This window comes from Shewanella sp. BF02_Schw (genome assembly GCF_014596695.2).
Taxonomy (GTDB): domain Bacteria; phylum Pseudomonadota; class Gammaproteobacteria; order Enterobacterales; family Shewanellaceae; genus Shewanella.
The window spans coordinates 294270-313464 of sequence record NZ_JABKAW020000002.1 but is presented as its reverse complement, the minus strand read 5'-3'; the positions used below and the strand labels follow the sequence as shown (position 1 = coordinate 313464).

15 protein-coding genes and 1 riboswitch are annotated in these 19195 nt (G+C 41.1%); of the genes, 9 read left to right on the top strand and 6 right to left on the bottom strand.

The annotated features are described in order from the left end of the window. Nucleotides 1-47: 47 nt before the first annotated feature. Nucleotides 48-707 (bottom strand): DNA-J related domain-containing protein, encoded by a 660-nt coding sequence (locus HNW13_RS09810; protein WP_243756233.1) that lies wholly within the window; start codon nucleotides 705-707, stop codon nucleotides 48-50. A gap of 358 nt (nucleotides 708-1065) precedes the next feature. Between HNW13_RS09810 and HNW13_RS09805 the strand changes: the two genes are divergently transcribed. The 6 genes from HNW13_RS09805 to HNW13_RS09780 all read left to right on the top strand — a co-directional run bounded on the left by HNW13_RS09805 (nucleotide 1066) and on the right by HNW13_RS09780 (nucleotide 8533). Then, nucleotides 1066-1632 carry a phosphoribosyltransferase family protein gene (locus tag HNW13_RS09805; RefSeq protein ID WP_101085918.1) on the top strand — a complete coding sequence of 189 codons (567 nt, stop codon included), beginning with the start codon at nucleotides 1066-1068 and terminating at the stop codon, nucleotides 1630-1632. Nucleotides 1633-1807: 175 nt separating this feature from the next. Continuing rightward, nucleotides 1808-3721, top strand: coding sequence for a U32 family peptidase (locus HNW13_RS09800; RefSeq protein WP_192115803.1), 1914 nt, complete (start codon nucleotides 1808-1810; stop codon nucleotides 3719-3721). Between the two features lie 194 nt (nucleotides 3722-3915). Beyond that, on the top strand, nucleotides 3916-4233 hold the full coding sequence (locus HNW13_RS09795) for a DUF3622 domain-containing protein (protein WP_192115684.1): 318 nt from the start codon (nucleotides 3916-3918) through the stop codon (nucleotides 4231-4233). Between the two features lie 126 nt (nucleotides 4234-4359). Continuing rightward, complete coding sequence (locus tag HNW13_RS09790; RefSeq protein ID WP_101085916.1) at nucleotides 4360-5025, top strand: hypothetical protein; 666 nt, start codon at nucleotides 4360-4362, stop codon at nucleotides 5023-5025. 312 nt (nucleotides 5026-5337) lie between these two features. Beyond that, a riboswitch (cobalamin riboswitch) is annotated at nucleotides 5338-5552 on the top strand. Between the two features lie 140 nt (nucleotides 5553-5692). After that, nucleotides 5693-7672, top strand: a complete 1980-nt coding sequence (locus HNW13_RS09785; protein WP_182744695.1) for a TonB-dependent receptor — start codon at nucleotides 5693-5695, stop codon at nucleotides 7670-7672. 120 nt (nucleotides 7673-7792) lie between these two features. Continuing rightward, on the top strand, nucleotides 7793-8533 hold the full coding sequence (locus HNW13_RS09780; protein ID WP_101086305.1) for an HDOD domain-containing protein: 741 nt from the start codon (nucleotides 7793-7795) through the stop codon (nucleotides 8531-8533). Here the strand turns inward: HNW13_RS09780 and HNW13_RS09775 are convergent. After that, nucleotides 8516-9418, bottom strand: a complete 903-nt coding sequence (locus HNW13_RS09775) for a LysR family transcriptional regulator (RefSeq protein WP_101085914.1) — start codon at nucleotides 9416-9418, stop codon at nucleotides 8516-8518. The two genes, HNW13_RS09780 and HNW13_RS09775, sit on opposite strands and share 18 nt — an antisense overlap. Before the next feature lie 154 nt (nucleotides 9419-9572). Between HNW13_RS09775 and metE the strand changes: the two genes are divergently transcribed. After that, nucleotides 9573-11864 carry a 5-methyltetrahydropteroyltriglutamate--homocysteine S-methyltransferase gene (gene metE, locus HNW13_RS09770; RefSeq protein WP_192115686.1) on the top strand — a complete coding sequence of 764 codons (2292 nt, stop codon included), beginning with the start codon at nucleotides 9573-9575 and terminating at the stop codon, nucleotides 11862-11864. 350 nt (nucleotides 11865-12214) lie between these two features. Continuing rightward, nucleotides 12215-12427, top strand: a complete 213-nt coding sequence (locus HNW13_RS09765; RefSeq protein WP_192115804.1) for a dodecin — start codon at nucleotides 12215-12217, stop codon at nucleotides 12425-12427. 12 nt (nucleotides 12428-12439) lie between these two features. On the opposite strand, the gene queG is transcribed toward HNW13_RS09765, so the two are convergent. Then, nucleotides 12440-13669 carry a tRNA epoxyqueuosine(34) reductase QueG gene (gene queG / locus HNW13_RS09760; protein WP_192115688.1) on the bottom strand — a complete coding sequence of 410 codons (1230 nt, stop codon included), beginning with the start codon at nucleotides 13667-13669 and terminating at the stop codon, nucleotides 12440-12442. 40 nt (nucleotides 13670-13709) lie between these two features. Next, nucleotides 13710-15593, bottom strand: coding sequence for a GGDEF domain-containing protein (locus HNW13_RS09755; RefSeq protein WP_192115691.1), 1884 nt, complete (start codon nucleotides 15591-15593; stop codon nucleotides 13710-13712). Nucleotides 15594-16016: 423 nt separating this feature from the next. On the opposite strand from HNW13_RS09755, the gene HNW13_RS09750 reads away from it, so the two are divergent. Beyond that, complete coding sequence (locus tag HNW13_RS09750; protein WP_182744700.1) at nucleotides 16017-16451, top strand: DUF3069 domain-containing protein; 435 nt, start codon at nucleotides 16017-16019, stop codon at nucleotides 16449-16451. Between the two features lie 156 nt (nucleotides 16452-16607). On the opposite strand, the gene HNW13_RS09745 is transcribed toward HNW13_RS09750, so the two are convergent. Both HNW13_RS09745 and HNW13_RS09740 read right to left on the bottom strand, forming a co-directional pair. Next, complete coding sequence (locus HNW13_RS09745; RefSeq protein WP_101085910.1) at nucleotides 16608-18296, bottom strand: NAD-dependent malic enzyme; 1689 nt, start codon at nucleotides 18294-18296, stop codon at nucleotides 16608-16610. 284 nt (nucleotides 18297-18580) lie between these two features. Continuing rightward, complete coding sequence (locus HNW13_RS09740) at nucleotides 18581-19045, bottom strand: DUF1456 family protein (RefSeq protein ID WP_192115693.1); 465 nt, start codon at nucleotides 19043-19045, stop codon at nucleotides 18581-18583. Nucleotides 19046-19195 lie beyond the last annotated feature (150 nt).

Genomic DNA, 19195 nt, shown 5'->3' with positions numbered 1-19195 from the left:
GGGCTGTGGATGAAGAGTGTTCAACCACGGTAGTTTACCGACCAACGCTAATCTCTGAGTGTTTGCCATGCTTCGCACACTTCTCGAAAGCGTTCAGCATTACCTTGTTCACGATCGGGATGCCATTTTAGCGCTAACTTACGCCACTGTTTACGAATGTCCCTGTCGGTTGCAGTTTCATCAAGTTCAAACACTTTCAACGCATGACCTTTGTGCATCAACTGTGTGTTAACGCCAATATACTCTTGAAAGCTAGACCAGAATGACTCAAGCATTTCCCGTACAACGTTTACGCTGGAATCATAATTGTTCCAATCGAGGTAATAATCGCGTAAAGCACCATCGCGAATATGTTGTATATCAGCACTGGCTGGAATGATCCGAAATATTTGGATTTCCATCGCCTTCACTTGCAACCACTGCTTGGGCATCAGTATGTCTTGTAATTCATACAAGGCGTTCATCAGGAGAAAATTGCGTTTGAATAGGTCTTTTTCGGGTAATGGGTCAAGGTTATGCATTAAACCTTTAGTTTGTAATTCACTGGCTAAATGATGCACTTTCCAACTTTGATTTGATGATTGCAATAAACTCAGCACAGGCCATATGAGCGGGTTGTCACCTTTGGGCACATTGAGTTCGTTGCTGTCCGTGGTGTTTGCCAGTCCAGTACCGTAAGTATTGTGTAAGGTTTTATTGAGCAGCATAGTGGCGTATTCATCCTGAATTGGCGATTAATCTACTTGTCATTAAAACCCACTATGCCATAGTCGTTTTTAATGACAAGTAGATTTATCTGCACCGATAAGCTTGTTCGACCAATCAGCAAGTGCATCGACTTGGCCGGTTGTTGATAGCATGCCTATCAAAGGTGAAATGATTCCGCGTGACATGATAGCCGATACGAGCATGCTTCAAATAGGTAACAATCAATATTGAGTCATATTATGATTTGATTAACATTTTTATTTTTATGGGTTTGATCAATTAATTCCTATTCTTACAGGCAAGAAAGCTTTATTTGGTATAAAATTCTCCGCAATAAAATAATCGGGGGCTTAACCAATGACAGATAAACACTTTATTAGTGCGCAACAACTACTGGAAGATTCATTTAGACTCGCTGCACAAGTATATGATAGTGGCTTTCGACCTCAGTTTATCGTGGGTATTTGGCGCGGTGGCGCTCCAATTGGTATTGCAGTCCAAGAGTATTTTGATTTCAAGAAAGTTGAAACTGACCATATAGCCGTTAGAACGTCTTCTTATTATGGTATTGGCACTGACAAACAAGATAAGAATATCAAAGTACACGGTTTGCATTACATTATTGAAAATGCCAATGCTAGCGATGGTTTGTTGATCGTTGATGACGTATTTGACTCTGGCCGCAGTATTGATGCACTTATTGGTAAATTAAGAAAGTTCATGCGTTTGAACATGCCAACCGATATCCGTATCGCATGCCCTTATTACAAGCCAAAAAACACTAAAGTAGACTTGAAACCTGAATATTTTATTCATTCATCTGAAGATTGGTTAGTGTTTCCCCATGAAGTGTCTGGGCTTAATCCGCAAGAAATTGCTGAAGGCAAAGCTGACTTTAAAAACATCCAAGAGTTGTTTTTATAAGCTATATTCAGCAGTTGTTTAAGCGGTAATTAGCAACGAATTTACTTAGAACTTTGTTCAAAGTTTGCTAAAGTATAAAGCTATGTGAGTGCGTCAACATACTTATGTCAATGCGACAATATTAGTATGCTGGCGCACTTTTTTATCCGAATCAATGCGAAATTTAATTAACATTATGGTTTCTGTAGAATTGTTCACCCCTGAGGCGCCTGTAAAGCGCCAACTTGAACTGTTAGCACCGGCTAAAAATGCTGATTATGGCATTGAAGCTATTCGTCATGGTGCTGATGCGGTTTATATTGGCGGCCCTGCATTTGGCGCGCGTCATAATGCTGGCAACAGCGTTAAAGACATCGCTCGCTTAGCTGAATTTGCTCATCGTTACCATGCCCAAGTGTTTGTGGCGCTCAATACCATTTTAATGGATGACGAGATTGATAAAGCGCAAAAGCTTATTTGGCAACTTTATGAAGCCGGTGTCGATGCCTTGATTGTTCAAGACATGGGGGTTTTACAATTAGATCTTCCACCTATCGCGTTACATGCGAGTACCCAAACTGATAACCGTAGCCCAGAAAAAACGGTTTTTTTCGAACAAGTCGGTTTTTCACAAGTCGTGTTAGCTCGTGAGTTGAATATTCCACAAATTCGCGACATTGCTGCTAGCACAAAGATGAAGTTAGAGTTCTTTATTCATGGTGCGTTATGTGTCAGTTATAGCGGTTTATGTAATTTAAGCCATGCGTATTCTAATCGCAGTGCTAATCGCGGTGAATGTTCACAGATGTGTCGATTGCCGTGTAATTTAACTACGCGTGAAGGTGAAGTATTAGCTGAAAATAAGCATTTATTATCACTAAAAGATAATAACCAAACGGATAATTTAGAAGCCTTAATTGATGCGGGCATTAGCTCATTTAAAATTGAAGGCCGCTTAAAAGACATTACTTACCTTAAGAATGTTACCGCACATTACCGTCAACAACTGGATGCCATTATTGCTAAACGCAATGATTTGGAATCTATTTCTCATGGTCGTTGCGAGTTTAATTTTACGCCCGATCCTGATAAAAGTTTTAACCGCGGTAAAACAGATTATTTTGTCAATGAACGCACTGAGGCCATTGAGCATTTTAGTTCGCCTAAGTTTATCGGTGAAAAAGTGGGCCGTATCACCCAAGTAGGTAAAGACTTTATTAAAATCGATACCAGTGAAAGTGGCAAAGACATTCATTTTAACAATGGTGATGGCTTATGTTTCTTTGTTGAACATTATGAAACCCAGCGGTTGTCTGACGATAAGCTCTCCGGTGTGCGCATTAACCGCGCCGACGGTAATACCTTGTATTTAACTGAGGTGCCTAAAGATCTTAAAATTGGCGTGATGATGTTCCGTAACTTCGATCATAAGTTTGAAGCTATCTTAAATAAAGATTCTGCCACCCGTAAAATAGCTGTTGATATGCAATTTTTTGATACCGATGACGGCGTCGGATTAACCATCACCGATGTACACGGTATAAGTGCAACCGTTACCTTAGCCTGTGATAAAGCCCCTGCGAATGATCAAGCTAAAACGGCAGAAAATCTGAAAAAGCAACTTAGCAAACTTGGCAGCAGTGATTTTGTATTGAATAAGGTTAATTTACTGACGGAGCAAATGTGGTTTTTACCTGCCTCGGTGGTAAACGAGCTACGCCGCGATGCTGTGAGTGCATTAATGGCCACAAGGGTGACGAGTTACCAACGACCAGAGCGTTGGGTGCACGATAAAACGGCGCGTTTTCCACAAAAAGCATTGAGCTTTTTATCTAACGTGGCTAACGAAAAAGCTAAATCGTTTTATCATCAGCATGGGGTGATTCAAATTGAAGATACCTATGAGAAAAATAACGTGTTGCATGATGCGCCGTTAATGGTGACCAAACATTGTTTGCGTTACAGCTTTAACTTATGCCCGAAAGAAGTTGAAGGGATTAAAGCCGACCCAATGTTTTTAGACGTCGGTAAAGATAAATTGAAGTTGGTGTTTGACTGCCATAAATGTGAAATGATGATTGTTGGTTCTAACCAATTAGTGAAACAATAACCGCATCGCAGCGAGATTTTATTCATCATATTTTCTCCAGTGGCAGCATTACGCTTGCCACTGAGTTAATTTTTCAAATAAGCTGCAAAAATAACCATTAAATAGCTGCCCAAACTCGTGCGTTTCGAGTACACTGCGCGGCTGAAATTTCATGGGTTTTAGCCTGTGATACCTTAAGTAGGAAAGAATAGATTATGAGCGATAGCAAAAAGTATGCTTTACGTGTTATTCAAATTGAAAACACGTGGAAAACCGAAATCACTCGTCGTATGACATCGACTAAAACCATAGTATCAAAAAGCCAAGATGGTTTTGCTTCAGAAGCAGAAGCTACTGCATGGGGCGAGCAATCACTGCAAGGTTTTTTATCTAAGCAAGTTGATCGTAACAAGCGTAAAACTGAAAAGCACCTTAAAGCTAAAAGTTTAGCAGCGGCTATAGCTGCAGAATCTGCCGTCGATGAAGAAGAGTTATTCGATGCTGAAGACGAAGATGACGAAGAACTAAACTAACATCTTACCAACGATGTAAATGTTATCGATAAGTGTCAATTTTTGTATGTTCAGGATAGGATATACCTAATTAGAATGATTTTTAGTCAACTTATCTCTTTCTTGACCAAATAAGGATTCATTTGGATGAACAAGATTGCTGCAATTATCGGCTGCTCGGGCTGTCTAGGAATTATGTTCCTGTTCCCGAGTAGTGCATCTGCGACACTTCCAGCACTGATGGCATTTGGCGAAGATGACAACTCATCAGGTGCTATGGTGATGTCTGAGGATGTTCAAAAACTCACGGCCCTATCTGAAAAATTTGGCTTTTTACCGCCATTAGATTGGAAGCTTGCATTCAGCGATAAACGTGGCGATATGACAATGGCTGAGTTTATTCCATCCAATGAATCATTAAATGATTGGTCTCGTTTAGTCTGTATGCAGGGGTTTAAAGGCTTAGCAAATGACGTTGAACCCGACCAGTTTTTAGATTCGATGGCGGCGACATATCAAGAACATTGTGAAGGCAAAATTGTTTATCAACAGCTAGGCAGTTCTAAAGTCGATGGGCTCGAGGCTGTACATGGTTTATTAGGCTGCACCAGTATGCCTAATATTCATCATTCTTCCACAGTGGTTGAAGCGTCTTATGTTTCCAGCCCGCAAGGTGAGATGGGCTATTTTACGGTGATAAGTGATGACGAAAATGTCTACTTAATCCATAAATCCATTCGTACAGCCATTTTTACCACAGAGACAGCTCCTATCACTATCGATAATTATCGTAACTTCATGAGCCAACCTTAACGTCGACATTTATCGCTAACATTGACGACATATTCATATATTAGCGCCGTGTTGATATAATTAGTGCAGTGTTGATAGCGTTGTTGGCCATTTCTAGTGTCACTCTCGTAACATGTTGAATGCCCGACAAGTTGAATAATCTGTGAGTTAAGCTTTTGTTAGTATCAACTTCACCTTAGGATCCGTTATAATCGCCGCGCTAATATTTTGGGATGTCACTCATTAGTCAGACAGTACTATGGTACTCAATGCTAACGCCGACATAACAACAGATATTTTTCAATCATGAGTTGAATATCAACTTATGATAATTTAATAGTCAATCTTTACGGTGCTTGCTTTGAAACGATAGACCAAAGCAGGATAATCGGGAAACCAGTGTAAATCTGGTACTGCCCCCGCAACGGTGATTGGTGAGAGTCAGGTGCGCAATAACCTTGCGTTAATCATCTCGACTCGCGTGCGTTTACCTTTAGTGTAACGCCATAACCTTAGTCCGGAGACCGGCCTTAAAGGTGATTTCGATGATTTCGGTGGGCAGATCTCGAAATGTAATGTGATACCGCTTGTGGGCTTATTTATAGAACCTTTCTGTAGAATAAGGCCCAAGAGGAGTTTTATATTGCGGCGTTATTGCCCCATTTTTCCTTTCAGGAGTTAAAGGTAAATGGGTACTAAACCAACAAAAATTGCACTGTTATTAAGTGCTGTCTTCAGTGTCGCAAGTGTTAATGCTGTTGCGATTGAATCAGTTGTTACATCCCCCTCGTCTTCGGCTATCAGCATGGATGAAACCATTGTGGTTATTGGCCGTAATGCTGCCAAGCCATTAAATATTGCTGCCAATGTTAATGTCATTGATGCTGCTGATATTCAAATGAGCGGCGCCACCAATTTAACCGATTTATTACGTGGACAATCTGGTATTCAGGTGTCGGATAATAACTCGGGCAGTGTATTTTCTATGCGTGGGTTTTCTGCATCACAAGCCGCTAATAACACGCTGATCTTAGTCGATGGACGCAGACTGAATAATATTGATATTGCGGCACCGAGCATTGAGTCGATCCCGATTAACTTAGTTGAGCGTATTGAGATTTTATCAGGCAGTGCAGGGGTACTATATGGTGACCAAGCTGTTGGCGGCGTGATCAATATCATTACCAAAGCACCGACAGAAACGGGTGGTGGTTTACAGGTTAGTGGTGGCAGTTTTGATACCTATGAAGCTAAGGGCGATATTTCAGGGGCTATCAATGATGCATGGCGTTACTTTTTAGCGGCCAGTTATAACGAAAGCGATAATTACCGCGATAATAATGACAATGAAACTAGTTCTATTCTAGGTCGCTTACAATATCAAACAGATACCGAAGACTTCTATGTTGAAGTTAATCATTTTGATAACGATCGCCAAGCACCAGGCGCGCTAACGCTGGCGCAGTACGAAGCAGATCCTCGCCAAGTAGCATCATTTTCTGAAGGTGAATTCTCTCATGAAATAACCACAGCATTGCGCAGCGGTTATCAATACCAGCTGAATAATATTTGGGCCTTAGGTGCTGATTTAACCTACTCGGATACATCAACCACGAGTCTGTTATTTGGTGGAGCAGGGCGTATTGAGCGCGACTTATTAAGTTTCTCACCTAAAGCTACTGCTAACTATCATTTAGAACATGGTGATTTAAATTTTGTTGCCGGTATTGATGTGAGTAAAGGTGAAGCTGATTTCGATACACTGTATACGCAACGAAATAATGAACAAACACAAAAGAGCGCTTATGTGCAAGCATCGGTACCGATAACGCCGACGTTATCTTATGTTGTTGGTGGTCGTTATTCTGAAGTGACTGACGATTTATATGACCAATTACTTTATCCGAACCGTATTGAAATCGATAATGACGCCCATGCGTTGGAGTTAGGGTTAAATTATCGCCCAAGCAGTGAACATCGTTTTTATGTCCGTGCAAATGATAACTTCCGTTTTGCCAAAGTCGATGAACAAGCTTACACCCCGCTTGATGTACAAGGTTTAAATCCACAAACAGGCCGTTCTTACGAAGCAGGTTGGGACTTTACCACTACAACTCAAACATTAAAAATCAATGCTTATCAACTTGAGTTAGAAGATGAGATTGTTTACGAAGGCGGTCGTACAGATGGGCCTTATGGGGGGGGGGCTAACGTAAACGCCGATGAATCTCGCCGCTTTGGTGTGAGCACTGCTTATGATGTGCAGTTATCAAATGACTGGCTGCTAGGTGCTTCGTACGACTATATTGATGCAGAGTTCACTCAAGGTGAGAACGACGGTAAAGCGTTATCCTGGGTGGCAAAACATTCAGGTAAAGCCTTCGTAAGCTATGATTTTGCTGATAATTGGCAAGCGTTTGTTGAAGGCGTTTACACTGGTGAGCGATACATGGAAGGCGACAACAGCAATACCGGTGATAAGTTAGACAGTTACGTGCTAACAAACCTTGCGCTTAACTATACCTATTCAGGTTGGAATGGTAGCTTACGTGTAGATAACTTGCTTGATGAAGATTATGTTGGCACTGGTTATTACTCGGCTTATGGCAGTGGTTATTATTCTGGTACTGGTCGCTCAATTAGACTGACTGCGGGTTATCGTTTCTAGATTATCTTTTTTTAGCGGATAACCTTTCGAAAGCCAGTAAACTATTACTGGCTTTCGTTTTAATATATCGTTAAATTAATGAATAAAGTGATTTATTCTAAGAAAAGGTAATTGATGAATATGACTAATCTTGAGCAACAAGTCCTTACTCAAGTTCAAGCTATTATTGGCAATGAAGAGCAAGTCATTGGTCGTCGTGGCATATTAATTCCATTAAAAAAATCTCTGATTAACGAAGCAGATATTCGAGTCGTTATCGATATCATTTCAGCGGATCCTGCTTTGGCAGCACATTTATTGTTACGCAGTAATACCGCGCAAACAGCAGGTGTCATATCAACAAAAAGCCGTAGTGTAAAAGATGCCTTAATCCGTTTGGGCCAAGTGAACATTTATCGCTACGCGTTTTCGTTTTACCTTAAAGAAAGGCTTGATGAACTTTCTGAGCCTTACAAAAAACTGGTTCAAGGCTATTGGGCATTAAATGAAACCATTGCGGTGGATTGCATACAACTGTTACGTGAAGACAACGATATTGGTGTAGGCACTAAAATCGATGCGGATGAAATGCAAACATTAGCGTTGTTTAGTGTGTTTGGGCAGGTGATTGCGTTAACCGCTTTTGCTTATTTAAATGCTGAGTTATCTCGACCAGTATCGTTAAAAGTATTGAAGTCGCTTATTGATAAACAACAACAGCAGTTATCGCTCGAAGCATTTGCGTCATTAGGGCTAGATGATGATTTACGCGAAGAATTTTTGATTGCACATAACTTACGCCAAACACAAAACCCTGATTCTCCAGGACTTGTGCTTCGACGCGTACTGTCTAAACGAGGTTTATTAATCAACCCGTTGTAGATTTATGCCTTCACTTGCTACCAGTTCGAGCCACTTTTGGATTAAATTTGCATTAGTGGCATCGCGACGATAGGCCCCAAACAAAGGACGTTTTAGTCCTTCTGCTCCTAATTTTACCGCAGTAAGGCTTAGCCCCTGACTCTCTCGGATAGACCAAGTTGGTAGGGTTGCTACGCCATCATTACAGGCTACTCTTTGTAACAGCATAGAGGTTAAATCGCATTGCTTTTGCTCGCCAGGTTCAATACCCGCGGGCTCTAAAAAGTGTTTGTATATGTCTAAACGCGCTAAAGGCACGGGGTAACTAATTAAGGTTTGCTTTGCCAATTGCGCTGGCGTGACAAACGCTTGTGCCGCTAATGCGTGATCACTAGCAACGACTAACTTTACTTCAAAATCAAATAGATGCTGATATGCGACGCTATGTCCTGGCACAGGATCAGATGTTAGCACTATATCTAAACTCCCTGTCTCCAACGCATTGAGTGAATCAAATAAATGACGGCTCGAAATGTCAATTTGAGCTGCTGGCGCATGCTGTTTAAATTGCTCAATAACGGGCATTAACCAACGAAAACAACTGTGGCATTCAATGCCGAGCTTAAGCTGTTGGCTTTCACCTTCTAAACCGCGTTTAAGATCTGACTCGGTTGCAATCACTTTCGGTAAGATTTCTTCCGCTAAATTCAGCAGACGTGAACCTTCGTGAGTAAACGTTAACGGTTTACTTTTACGAACAAAAATAGTTGAGTTAATTCGTGTCTCTAACTCTTTTATTTGATGAGAAAGCGCCGACTGGGTTACAAACCGTTTTTTAGCTGCACCCGCTAAACTGCCACTTTCCTTTAACGCCATCAAGGTGCGAAGGTGTCTAAGCTCTATCATTTTCTCTCCACATGAATCTTGCTCAACTAGCTGATGAAATCAATTCGATTGCTTGACAGCAGAGTAACACAATAAACTTCTAGACGTCCAGACGCCTATGTAGCTTTTCTACATAAATGGCTATAAATTTTTGCTCAACGAAAAGGAAAGCAGTATGAAAATTTCAAGTTTAGGATTTCCCCGCATAGGACGTCAGCGTGAATTGAAGTTTGTTTTAGAACGTTATTGGCGCGGTGAAGCAACATTAACGGAGCTGAAAAACGTTGCCAGTGAATTAAAACGCACTCATTGGCAGTGGCAAGCAGATGCGGGTGTTGAATTACTGCCAGTAGGGGATTTTGCTTATTATGACCAGGTGCTAACCCTGAGCGCGACCTTAAATGTGATCCCCGATCGTCATCGGGCCACTCAAGCTGATGGCAGCCCAGCTGCTGTCGATATTGATACCTTATTTCGCGTGGCTCGTGGCCGTTCGCAAAGCGGCCAACATGCGTGTGCGGCAGAAATGACCAAGTTTTTTAATACTAACTACCATTACCAAGTGCCAGAACTAAGCGCTGATCAAACATTTGAGATTGCCTTCGAACAATTGTTTGATGAAGTCACAGAAGCACAGCAATTAGGTCATCAAGCAAAACCTGTGCTGCTCGGTCCGGTGACGTATTTATACTTATCTAAAAGCCTTTCTGAGTTTAATAAGTTGACGTTGTTACCGCAGTTATTAGTTGCCTATCAACAAATTTTGTCTCGTTTTGCTGCCCAAGGTGTGAGTTGGGTACAGCTTGATGAACCGGTATTAGCGGCAGACTTAACCGATGAGTGGCAGCAAGCCATTAGCCACAGTTATCAAACGTTAGCGCAACAAAAGCCAACATCATTAAAGGTTTTACTCGCCAGTTATTACGGTTCTATTGCCCATCATCAAGCATTGGTGAGTGCATTACCGGTTGAGGGGCTACATCTTGATTTAGTCACTGCGCCAGAACAGCTTGATGTGTTTGTTAATGCTTTAGGCGTTCAGCAGGTACTTTCTGTTGGGGTGGTTAATGGCCGTAATGTGTGGGCTGCTGATGTTGATGTGATTGCACAGAAGGTAACCGAGTTAGCGACCACGTTAGGCGATTGTTTATGGATTGCACCTTCATGTTCATTGTTGCATTGTCCTGTGGATGTCGAGGTTGAAAGCCAATTAATTACGCCATTACTTGGCCAATTAGCTTTTGCGAAACAAAAATTATTTGAACTTAACGAAATTCATCAATTAATCGTTGAGCAAGGTTCAGCAACTAGCCGAGCGATTATTGATCGTTGCCAGCAACGCCGCTTGGCAAAAGCTGCCGCAGCTAATCAACAGGTTGTAGAACGTGTGTCGCAGCTAACCGCTGATGATTTTGAACGTAACAGTCCATTTGCCCGCCGTATCATTGCCCAACAACAAAAGTTAGCGCTGCCATTATTACCCACAACCACCATAGGTTCATTTCCGCAAACGCCAGCTATTCGGGGGTTACGCAGTCGCTGGCGTAAAGGCGAAATCAATGACAATGATTACCGTTCACAGCTTGAGCAAGTCACTCAAGACACCATTTCTCGTCAACTTAAATTGGGTATCGACGTGCTAGTTCACGGCGAAGCTGAGCGTAATGACATGGTGGAGTATTTTGGTGAACAATTAGAGGGCGTTGGGTTTACTCAATTTGGTTGGGTGCAAAGTTATGGTTCTCGTTGCGTTAAGCCGCCGTTAATTTATGGCGATGTGTCTCGCCCCAAACCAATGACGGTCGACTGGGCTATCTATGCGCAAAGCTTAACCGACAAGCCCGTTAAGGGCATGCTAACGGGTCCGGTGACCATTTTACATTGGTCGTTCGCTCGTGAAGATATTCCACGTAAAGATATTGCTAACCAACTTGCATTAGCAGTACGTGACGAAGTGGTCGATTTAGAAAGTGCAGGTATTGGCATTATTCAAATTGATGAACCTGCATTTCGTGAAGGTTTACCGATTAAACAAAGCCAATGGGCAGATTATTTAACCTGGGCGGTGGATGCGTTTAAGTTATCGGCAGCAGGTGTTGAAGATGCAACTCAAATACATACGCACATGTGTTACAGCGAGTTCAATGACACCATTAATGCCATAGCGGCGATGGATGCTGATGTTATCACCATTGAGACGTCACGTTCACGTATGGAGCTACTGAGCGCCTTTGAAGACTTTCATTATCCTAATGAAATTGGTCCCGGTGTGTATGACATTCATTCGCCAAATATTCCAACCGTTGATGAAATGGTCGACTTAATAACTAAAGCGTCGCAAAAAGTGCCGGTGAAACAGTTATGGGTTAATCCTGATTGTGGTTTAAAAACCCGTACCTGGGATGAAGTTGAGCCCGCGCTGCGGAATATGATTGAAGCGACTAAAGTGCTTCGACGTCGGTTCTAATTGGGATGAACTCGTTATAGATAACATTGATTCAAATGAAAATAATTTATCAATATTAGCTGGCAGACATGGCGAAGCCAAATGTAGACTTGGCAATTGTATGTAGTTGTATGTAGTTGTATGAAGTTGTATGAAGTTGTATGAAGTTGTATGAAGTTGTATGAAGTTGAATTTGGTTGTTCTCTGTTGAGATTAGTTGAAAAAATCTTATCTTAGGGAAAAACGGTGTGAGCACCCCCCGGATTCAACGGCTTACCATTATCTGTTTATTATTCAACGATACTGCGGTGAATAGCGCTATTGTTTACTACACTGAAACTAAAGATGTGCAGTTAACAATAGGAGCAATTATGAGTCACACTTATAAAGTCATTGAACTCGTGGGATCATCACCAATAAGTTCAGATGAGGCGGTCAAAAATGCGATTGCAGAAGCCAATAAAAGTTTACTACATTTGCGTTGGTTTCAAGTTATCGAAACTCGTGGTCACTTAGAAGAAGGCCTAATTGCTCATTGGCAAGTGACTATTAAAGTGGGTTTTACCTTAGACTCTAATGGCTAATGCTTATTTTGTTTATGCGTCTCTTGGTAAACCCTTTTGTATTGATCTGATCACTCGTTGAGTTTTACGTGAAAGCGCCGACTGTGGCGCTTTTTGTATTTGTTGAACTAATGCCCATTCAATATGCTCAAGTACCATATCATCCACTTCTTCACTGTGTTTACGTTGCTCTAACGCATTAATAATGGCCGGATTAGCAGGGGCATTACCTAATGCAATCGCGATATTACGTAACCAACGTTTATGACCAATTCGTCGAATCGCACTGCCTTCTGTTTGGCTGAGAAAATAAGGTTCAGACCAAGCAAATAGAGTCAGTAAATCGGGTTGAATAAGCGCACTGCGAGTATGAAAATCAGTTTCTTTTGTCAGTGGTGCTTTAGCATTGACTGGGCACACTAGCTGGCAGTCATCACAGCCATAAATACGATTGCCTATAAGCGGGCGAAACTCTTCTGGGATAGCGCCCTGTAATTCAATGGTCAAGTAAGAAATACAGCGTCTTGCATCGACAACATAGGGCTCGACAATCGCATCAGTTGGGCATGACTTTATGCAGGCTACGCAAGTGTTGCAGCCTTCTTCAATCGGGATATCTAACGGTAACGGTAAGTTAATGAGTAACTCGCCAAGAAAAAACCAGCTGCCTGCATCTGGGTGTAAAATTAACGAGTGTTTGCCTGTCCAGCCTAGTCCGGCTTTATCGGCTAATGGACGTTCTAAAATAGGTGCAGAATCCACAAAAGGTCTAAAATCAGTCGTATCAAAGTCGAGCTGTTGGCAATACTGGTTAATTTTATCGCCGAGCTTTTTAAGCCGTTGTCGGATGAGTTTATGGTAATCACGTCCACCTGCATAACGAGAGATATAACCAAGATTTGGGTCGGTTAAATTACTGGCAAAGCCAGCGTCAGGCGGTAAATAGTCCATCCGAGCACAAATCACTCTAATGGTTCCGGGATGTAACTCAGCGGGTCTAGCACGCATCATTCCGTGATTAGCCATGTAAGCCATCTCACCGTGATAACCTTTATCTAACCAGTCTTGTAATGCTGCCTCATGCTGAGTTAAGTCGACATCAGCAACACCAATATGAGCAAAGCCAAGTTCTTTACCCCAAAGCTTGATTTGCCTATTGAGCACATCAAGTTGAACCGCGGTCAATGGACAGGGCTCAGTTGTTAGATCGGTTCCTAGATCAGGAGTAGGATTTGGAGTTAATGCTGCGGTCGTTGTTGTCATAACACTATCATTGAGTAAACACGCTAAAATTATACGCGTTTTACTCAGCTTTGACACAATTTCGACCAGCAGCTTTGGCAGAATAGAGCGCTTTGTCCGCTTTTAGTAACAATGGTGACAAGTCTTCTTCATTACTATAGCTGGCAACCCCGGCACTGACGGTTTGATGTAAGTTCGGCGCAATCTGAGTCCAGTCATAATCAGCAATGGTCTCAATTAACCGATTAGCGATTTCAATGGCTTTAGTTTTGTCGATATTAGGCAGTAAAATCAAAAATTCTTCACCGCCAACACGTCCAACAACATCGGTATCACGCATCATGCTTGTGCTAATTGACGCTAGTTTTACCAGTACTTTATCTCCCATGTCGTGGCCTAATGTATCATTTACTATTTTAAAATGATCAGCATCAAAAGAGATAATGGAAAACGGCTTGCCTGATAGTTTGGATGATTTTAAGAAGTAATGCCCCTGAGAATAGGTGTCACGTCTATTGGCCAATTTAGTCAGCTCATCGGTTAGGGCTAAACGCCTAAAGAGTTGTTTTCGAATGACTTGTTTATAAGCAAACATTGATACGATAATTAAAATAATCGCAACTAAGATAATAATGATGATTTGCATGCTTTCGTTACGCTGTAAAATTTGTAACTGTTGCTCTTTATCTTTGTCGCGTTGTATTAACCATTCGTTTTCGGTTTGAATTTTGTTGGTATTAAAGCGCGCTTGCATTTCTGAGTTGCGATCAGACATATTCTGCTTATCAAGAGCCATATGCATTTTGATAAATTTTTGCAAAGTTTTTAATGCATTTGCAATATCACCTTTAGCTTGGTAGATATCGCTTTTGAGATAGATGTTTTCACTTTCACCGCGTTGATTGCCACCACGGTTAAAATCAATAGATGCAAGCTGACTATATTCAAGTGCCTTATCTAATTCATTTGTCGCTAAATATGCTTGTGCTAGGTATAACATTAATGAACTATGCGGCCCATCATGACTGACTGGGATTTCTTTTTCTGCTTCCTTTAACAGCACTAATGCTTCATCTATTTTATCTAGTTTAATCAGATTTCCTGCAACATTAGTTTTGGCATCTGCAATCGCAACGTTATCTTTTTGGGTTTTCCAGAAGGTGAGCGACTGCTTAAATCGAGCTGTAGACTCATCGATACGTCCAAGCTCTAAAAGTGAAAATGCGATCTGATTATTGATGTTATCAGCTTCTATTTGTTGATTGGCCTTAAGGTAAACTTGTTCTAGTTTTATTTGGTATTTAAGAGCGGTTTCAGCATCACCAAAACGCCGATAACTTGCAGCAAGTTCACTCAAGTTATCATTTGCCCAATAAGTTAAATTAAGATTTTCATACAATTGTTGCGATGTAATTAAATCTTCTAATGCAGATGAATAGTTGCCTTGATAGGACAGCATTGCCCCTCGAATGCTGCGACCGTCAGCGATAAGTCGAGGATCTTCAAGTTCGTATGCATTATTTATTGCATTAGAAAGATCGTCCAGAGCTTCGTCTAATTGCCCTGAAAACTGTTTGTAATAGCCCAAACATAATAATAAATCGGTATGAATTGCGGATGGATAGGGTTCTGAATATATCAGCAGTTGCTGCTCTGCATATTTAATGGCGTTGGTAAGTTCACTCTCTGTAGTAGAAGGCTGGTTCCAGCAGTTTAAACGGACATAGAGTTTTTGACGGATTTCATCGTCAGAGGCAATGATCCGCTTATATTCGTTGAGTAGCTTTTCGCCAGCGATCTGATCAATATAATCAGCTAAATCTATTTTTTTATAGATAGCATCAGCTTTGTCGTTGTCGTAATAAGCGGCAAAAACTGGAGTAGGTAAAAAATATATTGCGATAAAAATGGCAATAAAAAAGTGAAAATTTAGTGATTTATTCAAAATAATAAGCTGCTTTTTTATTTATAGTTTTTTGTTGGCAACAATAATCATTGTGTAGGCGTAGTTATAGCACTTTTATATACATCTTTACTATCGATGAGCAATTATTGTGCACAATAGGTGTTTTATCAAGGATAAATTGATGTGACCTGCAGATTAAAGTCCATATTTAGAGACTGATCTGCTCATTAAGTTAATATATCGACGGAGTATTACTTTAAAAACTGATAATACAAACAGTAAAAAATCATGTCATAATTGGATTAGCTTGTTTTCATTTACATGAGTAAAAGACATATCACTGCATAGATATGGCATTAAGAGTGCGTTTGTTCTGGCCTAATTTCAATAAATAATTTGATTATTATGCCATCAAACATTCTGATGCCAATCCATGTGTAGAATGTTAATTGAGAGATAACCATGACCAAAGTTGACCCGCAGTATCAAGAAGTAGCAAAACAAATTTCGTATAACGTAGCAAACAAAGTACTGCCGATGGACAAGTTACCTGAAACATTACTTGAGGCCTATGAAGGCTTGTTTAGCGAACTTATTGAAGATAAAGCCAATACATTTACTCATGCTTGGGATGCATTACCTGCGAGTGCGCAAAAGTTAATGACCAAAGCAGAGTTTCATGGCTTTTATATTGCCAATGCGTGGATGCAGTTAAGCCGTGTTGCGCAAGAAATTGCTGATAGTGCTGACTCTGAAGAAGAGATGAATAATAACGAATATGATGGTGTCTTCGGACGCTTAGCTGAGCAGTCGTTGAAAGAGTGTTTACGTAAGCTTAAAAAAGCGCGCACCGACCGCCCATTGTTGAATAGTTTTAAGCTAGTGATGTCGGCATAAATTTACTGTTATTACAGACATAAAAAATCCCAACTTAGGTTGGGATTTTTTTATGGTTAAAAAGCGCATAACCTTTTCAATCAATGAGTTTCACTATCACACTAATGACAATCAGCGCTTTACAATTCTAAAGCGCTGAGTCGTACTTAATCATTGTTAGAATGAGGTACGTTTGTAACGACGATATTCAGGTTCCCAGAAGTTAGCCTCAATCGATTGTTGCAGTAACTCATCGGTACAAGGTAATGCTAAACCTTGATCAATGGCAGCTTTAGCAACAGCAAAAGCAATATATTTACTGACAGCTTGAATATCTTCTAGACGAGGTAATAGCGAGCCAACACCCTCTTTGCCTAATGGCGAACACTCCGCTAAAGCACGACTTGAAGCCATTAACATTTCATCCGATACACGCCTTGCACCACAAGATAATACGCCTAAGCCAATACCTGGGAAGATAAAGCTATTATTACATTGTGCTATCTCAAAGGTTTCGCCATTGACGACCACAGGTTCAAATGGGCTACCCGTTGCCACGAGTGCTTGGCCAGATGTCCAATTAAGAATGTCCTTCGGGGTCGCTTCTACACGGCTCGTTGGATTCGATAATGGAAATACAATAGGGCGTTTACAATGGCTGTGCATTGCTCTAATGATTTCTTCAGTAAATAACCCTGGAGAGCCTGATACTCCAATAAGTACTGTTGGTTTGGCATTGTTAACCACATCAAGTAACGAAATATTGTCACTGTAATTGTCCCATGCTTCTATCGTGGCACAGGGTTGCGCTAGCTTCTGTTGGAATGGAAGTAGATTAGGCATGTTATCGAGTAATAAGCCCCAACGATCGACCATAAACACTTGTGAGCGAGCTTGTTGATCGCTAATGCCCTCAGACACCATTGTCGCCACAATCGCTTCGGCAATACCACAACCAGCGCTACCCGCACCCAAGAAGGTAATACGTTGTTCGCTAAGTTTACTGTTAGCGGCTTTACAAGCTGCCAGTAGTGAGCCTACCGTAACGGCTGCAGTGCCTTGAATATCATCATTGAAACTGCAATATTGATCTTTATATCGTTCAAGTAATGGCATGGCATTTTTTTGTGCAAAATCTTCGAACTGAATTAAGGCATCTGGCCAGCGACGGCTGACTGCTTGCATAAACTCTTCAACAAATTCAGCATATTCATCACCGCCAATACGCTGATGACGCCAGCCCATATACATAGGGTCTTCAAGAAGTTGTGGGTTATCAGTACCAACATCTAAGGTCACCGCAAGACAATACGCCGGGCTTATGCCGCCACAACTGGTGTATAGCGATAATTTACCAATTGGGATCCCCATACCGCCTATGCCTTGGTCGCCTAAACCGAGAATACGTTCTCCGTCCGTCACCACGATGACTTTGACTTTATGGCGGGTTGAGTTATTTAAAATATCATCAATGCGATCTTTGTTAGGATACGAAATAAATAAACCGCGGTTACGACGATAGTTTTTTGAGAAACGTTCACAGGCTAAACCAACCGTAGGCGTGTAGATAATTGGCATCATTTCACTGATGTTATTACGCACTAAACGATAAAATAAGGTTTCGTTAGTATCTTGAATGTTGCGCAAATAAATGTGCTTATCGAGATCATTGGTGAAGTTTTTAAACTGTGCGTAAGCACGAGCGGCTTGCTCATCAATGGTTTCAATGACCCAAGGAATGAGGCCTTCGAGGTTGAAATAAATTCGTTCTTCTTCACTAAATGCACTGCCTTTATTAAGCAGGGGTGATTCAAGAATCGCTGGGCCGGCAAAAGGAAGATAGAGGGGGCGTTTGTTATCGTCCATGGGGAACCTTAATGTGTGAGATCCAGTTAGATCGTTATTAGAATTGGGCTGGTTTTTTGTGCTTGTAGATTATCACGTCTGATCTTTTTTGTGGTCTGTTAAGTGAGTAAAATCACATAATTGTTAGGTACTTTTACTCACCTCTCACTATTGTGTCATTGCTATGTGAACAATCGCATGGTGTAAATGCAAAATGATTATTGTTTAAATGTAAATCTCACAAACAAAAATGCGCAGCCTAAGCTACGCATTTATAAAGCATTATCTCAACAACTTGGTAGGTTTTACTTACCGCGATGTTTGATTGATAAACCTTTAACGAAGTTTCTTAATACTTGGTCGCCACAAGGCTTATAGTTTTTATGATCAGGGTTACGGAATAGCGCGCCTAGCTCAGATTTAGTCATTGAAAAATCTGCTAAGGCTAATGTGGCAATAATATCTTCTTCACGCATTTCAAGCGCTACGCGTAATTTTTTGAACATAAGGTTGTTAGTCAATTGCTTTAAGGGCGCAGGTACTTCAGCTCCTGGCTTTAATCCACGATTTTGAATGATCAAACCATCTAAGAATTGACACATTAATGTGTCATTACACGCTTGATAACCTTCTTCTTCCTCTTTTTTCAACAGCGCAATAATTTGCTCTGAAGACATGTCTACTTTGGCTTGGCTGAAAATGTTAATCATTTTGGCATTTGAATAGTCAAACACAAAGCGAATACGGCGAAGAATATCATTGTTAATCATAAGGTTCTCTGGCGCGGCTGCGCATAAATGGTTTAGGTCAATTGACGAAACACTAGTATAACGGGTAATCATTGATTAGTCAGATTAATCCTGCTTGAGCTGCAATCGATTTCTAACACTGCTAGTGCCGCTTCGCTGCTAGGGCGACCT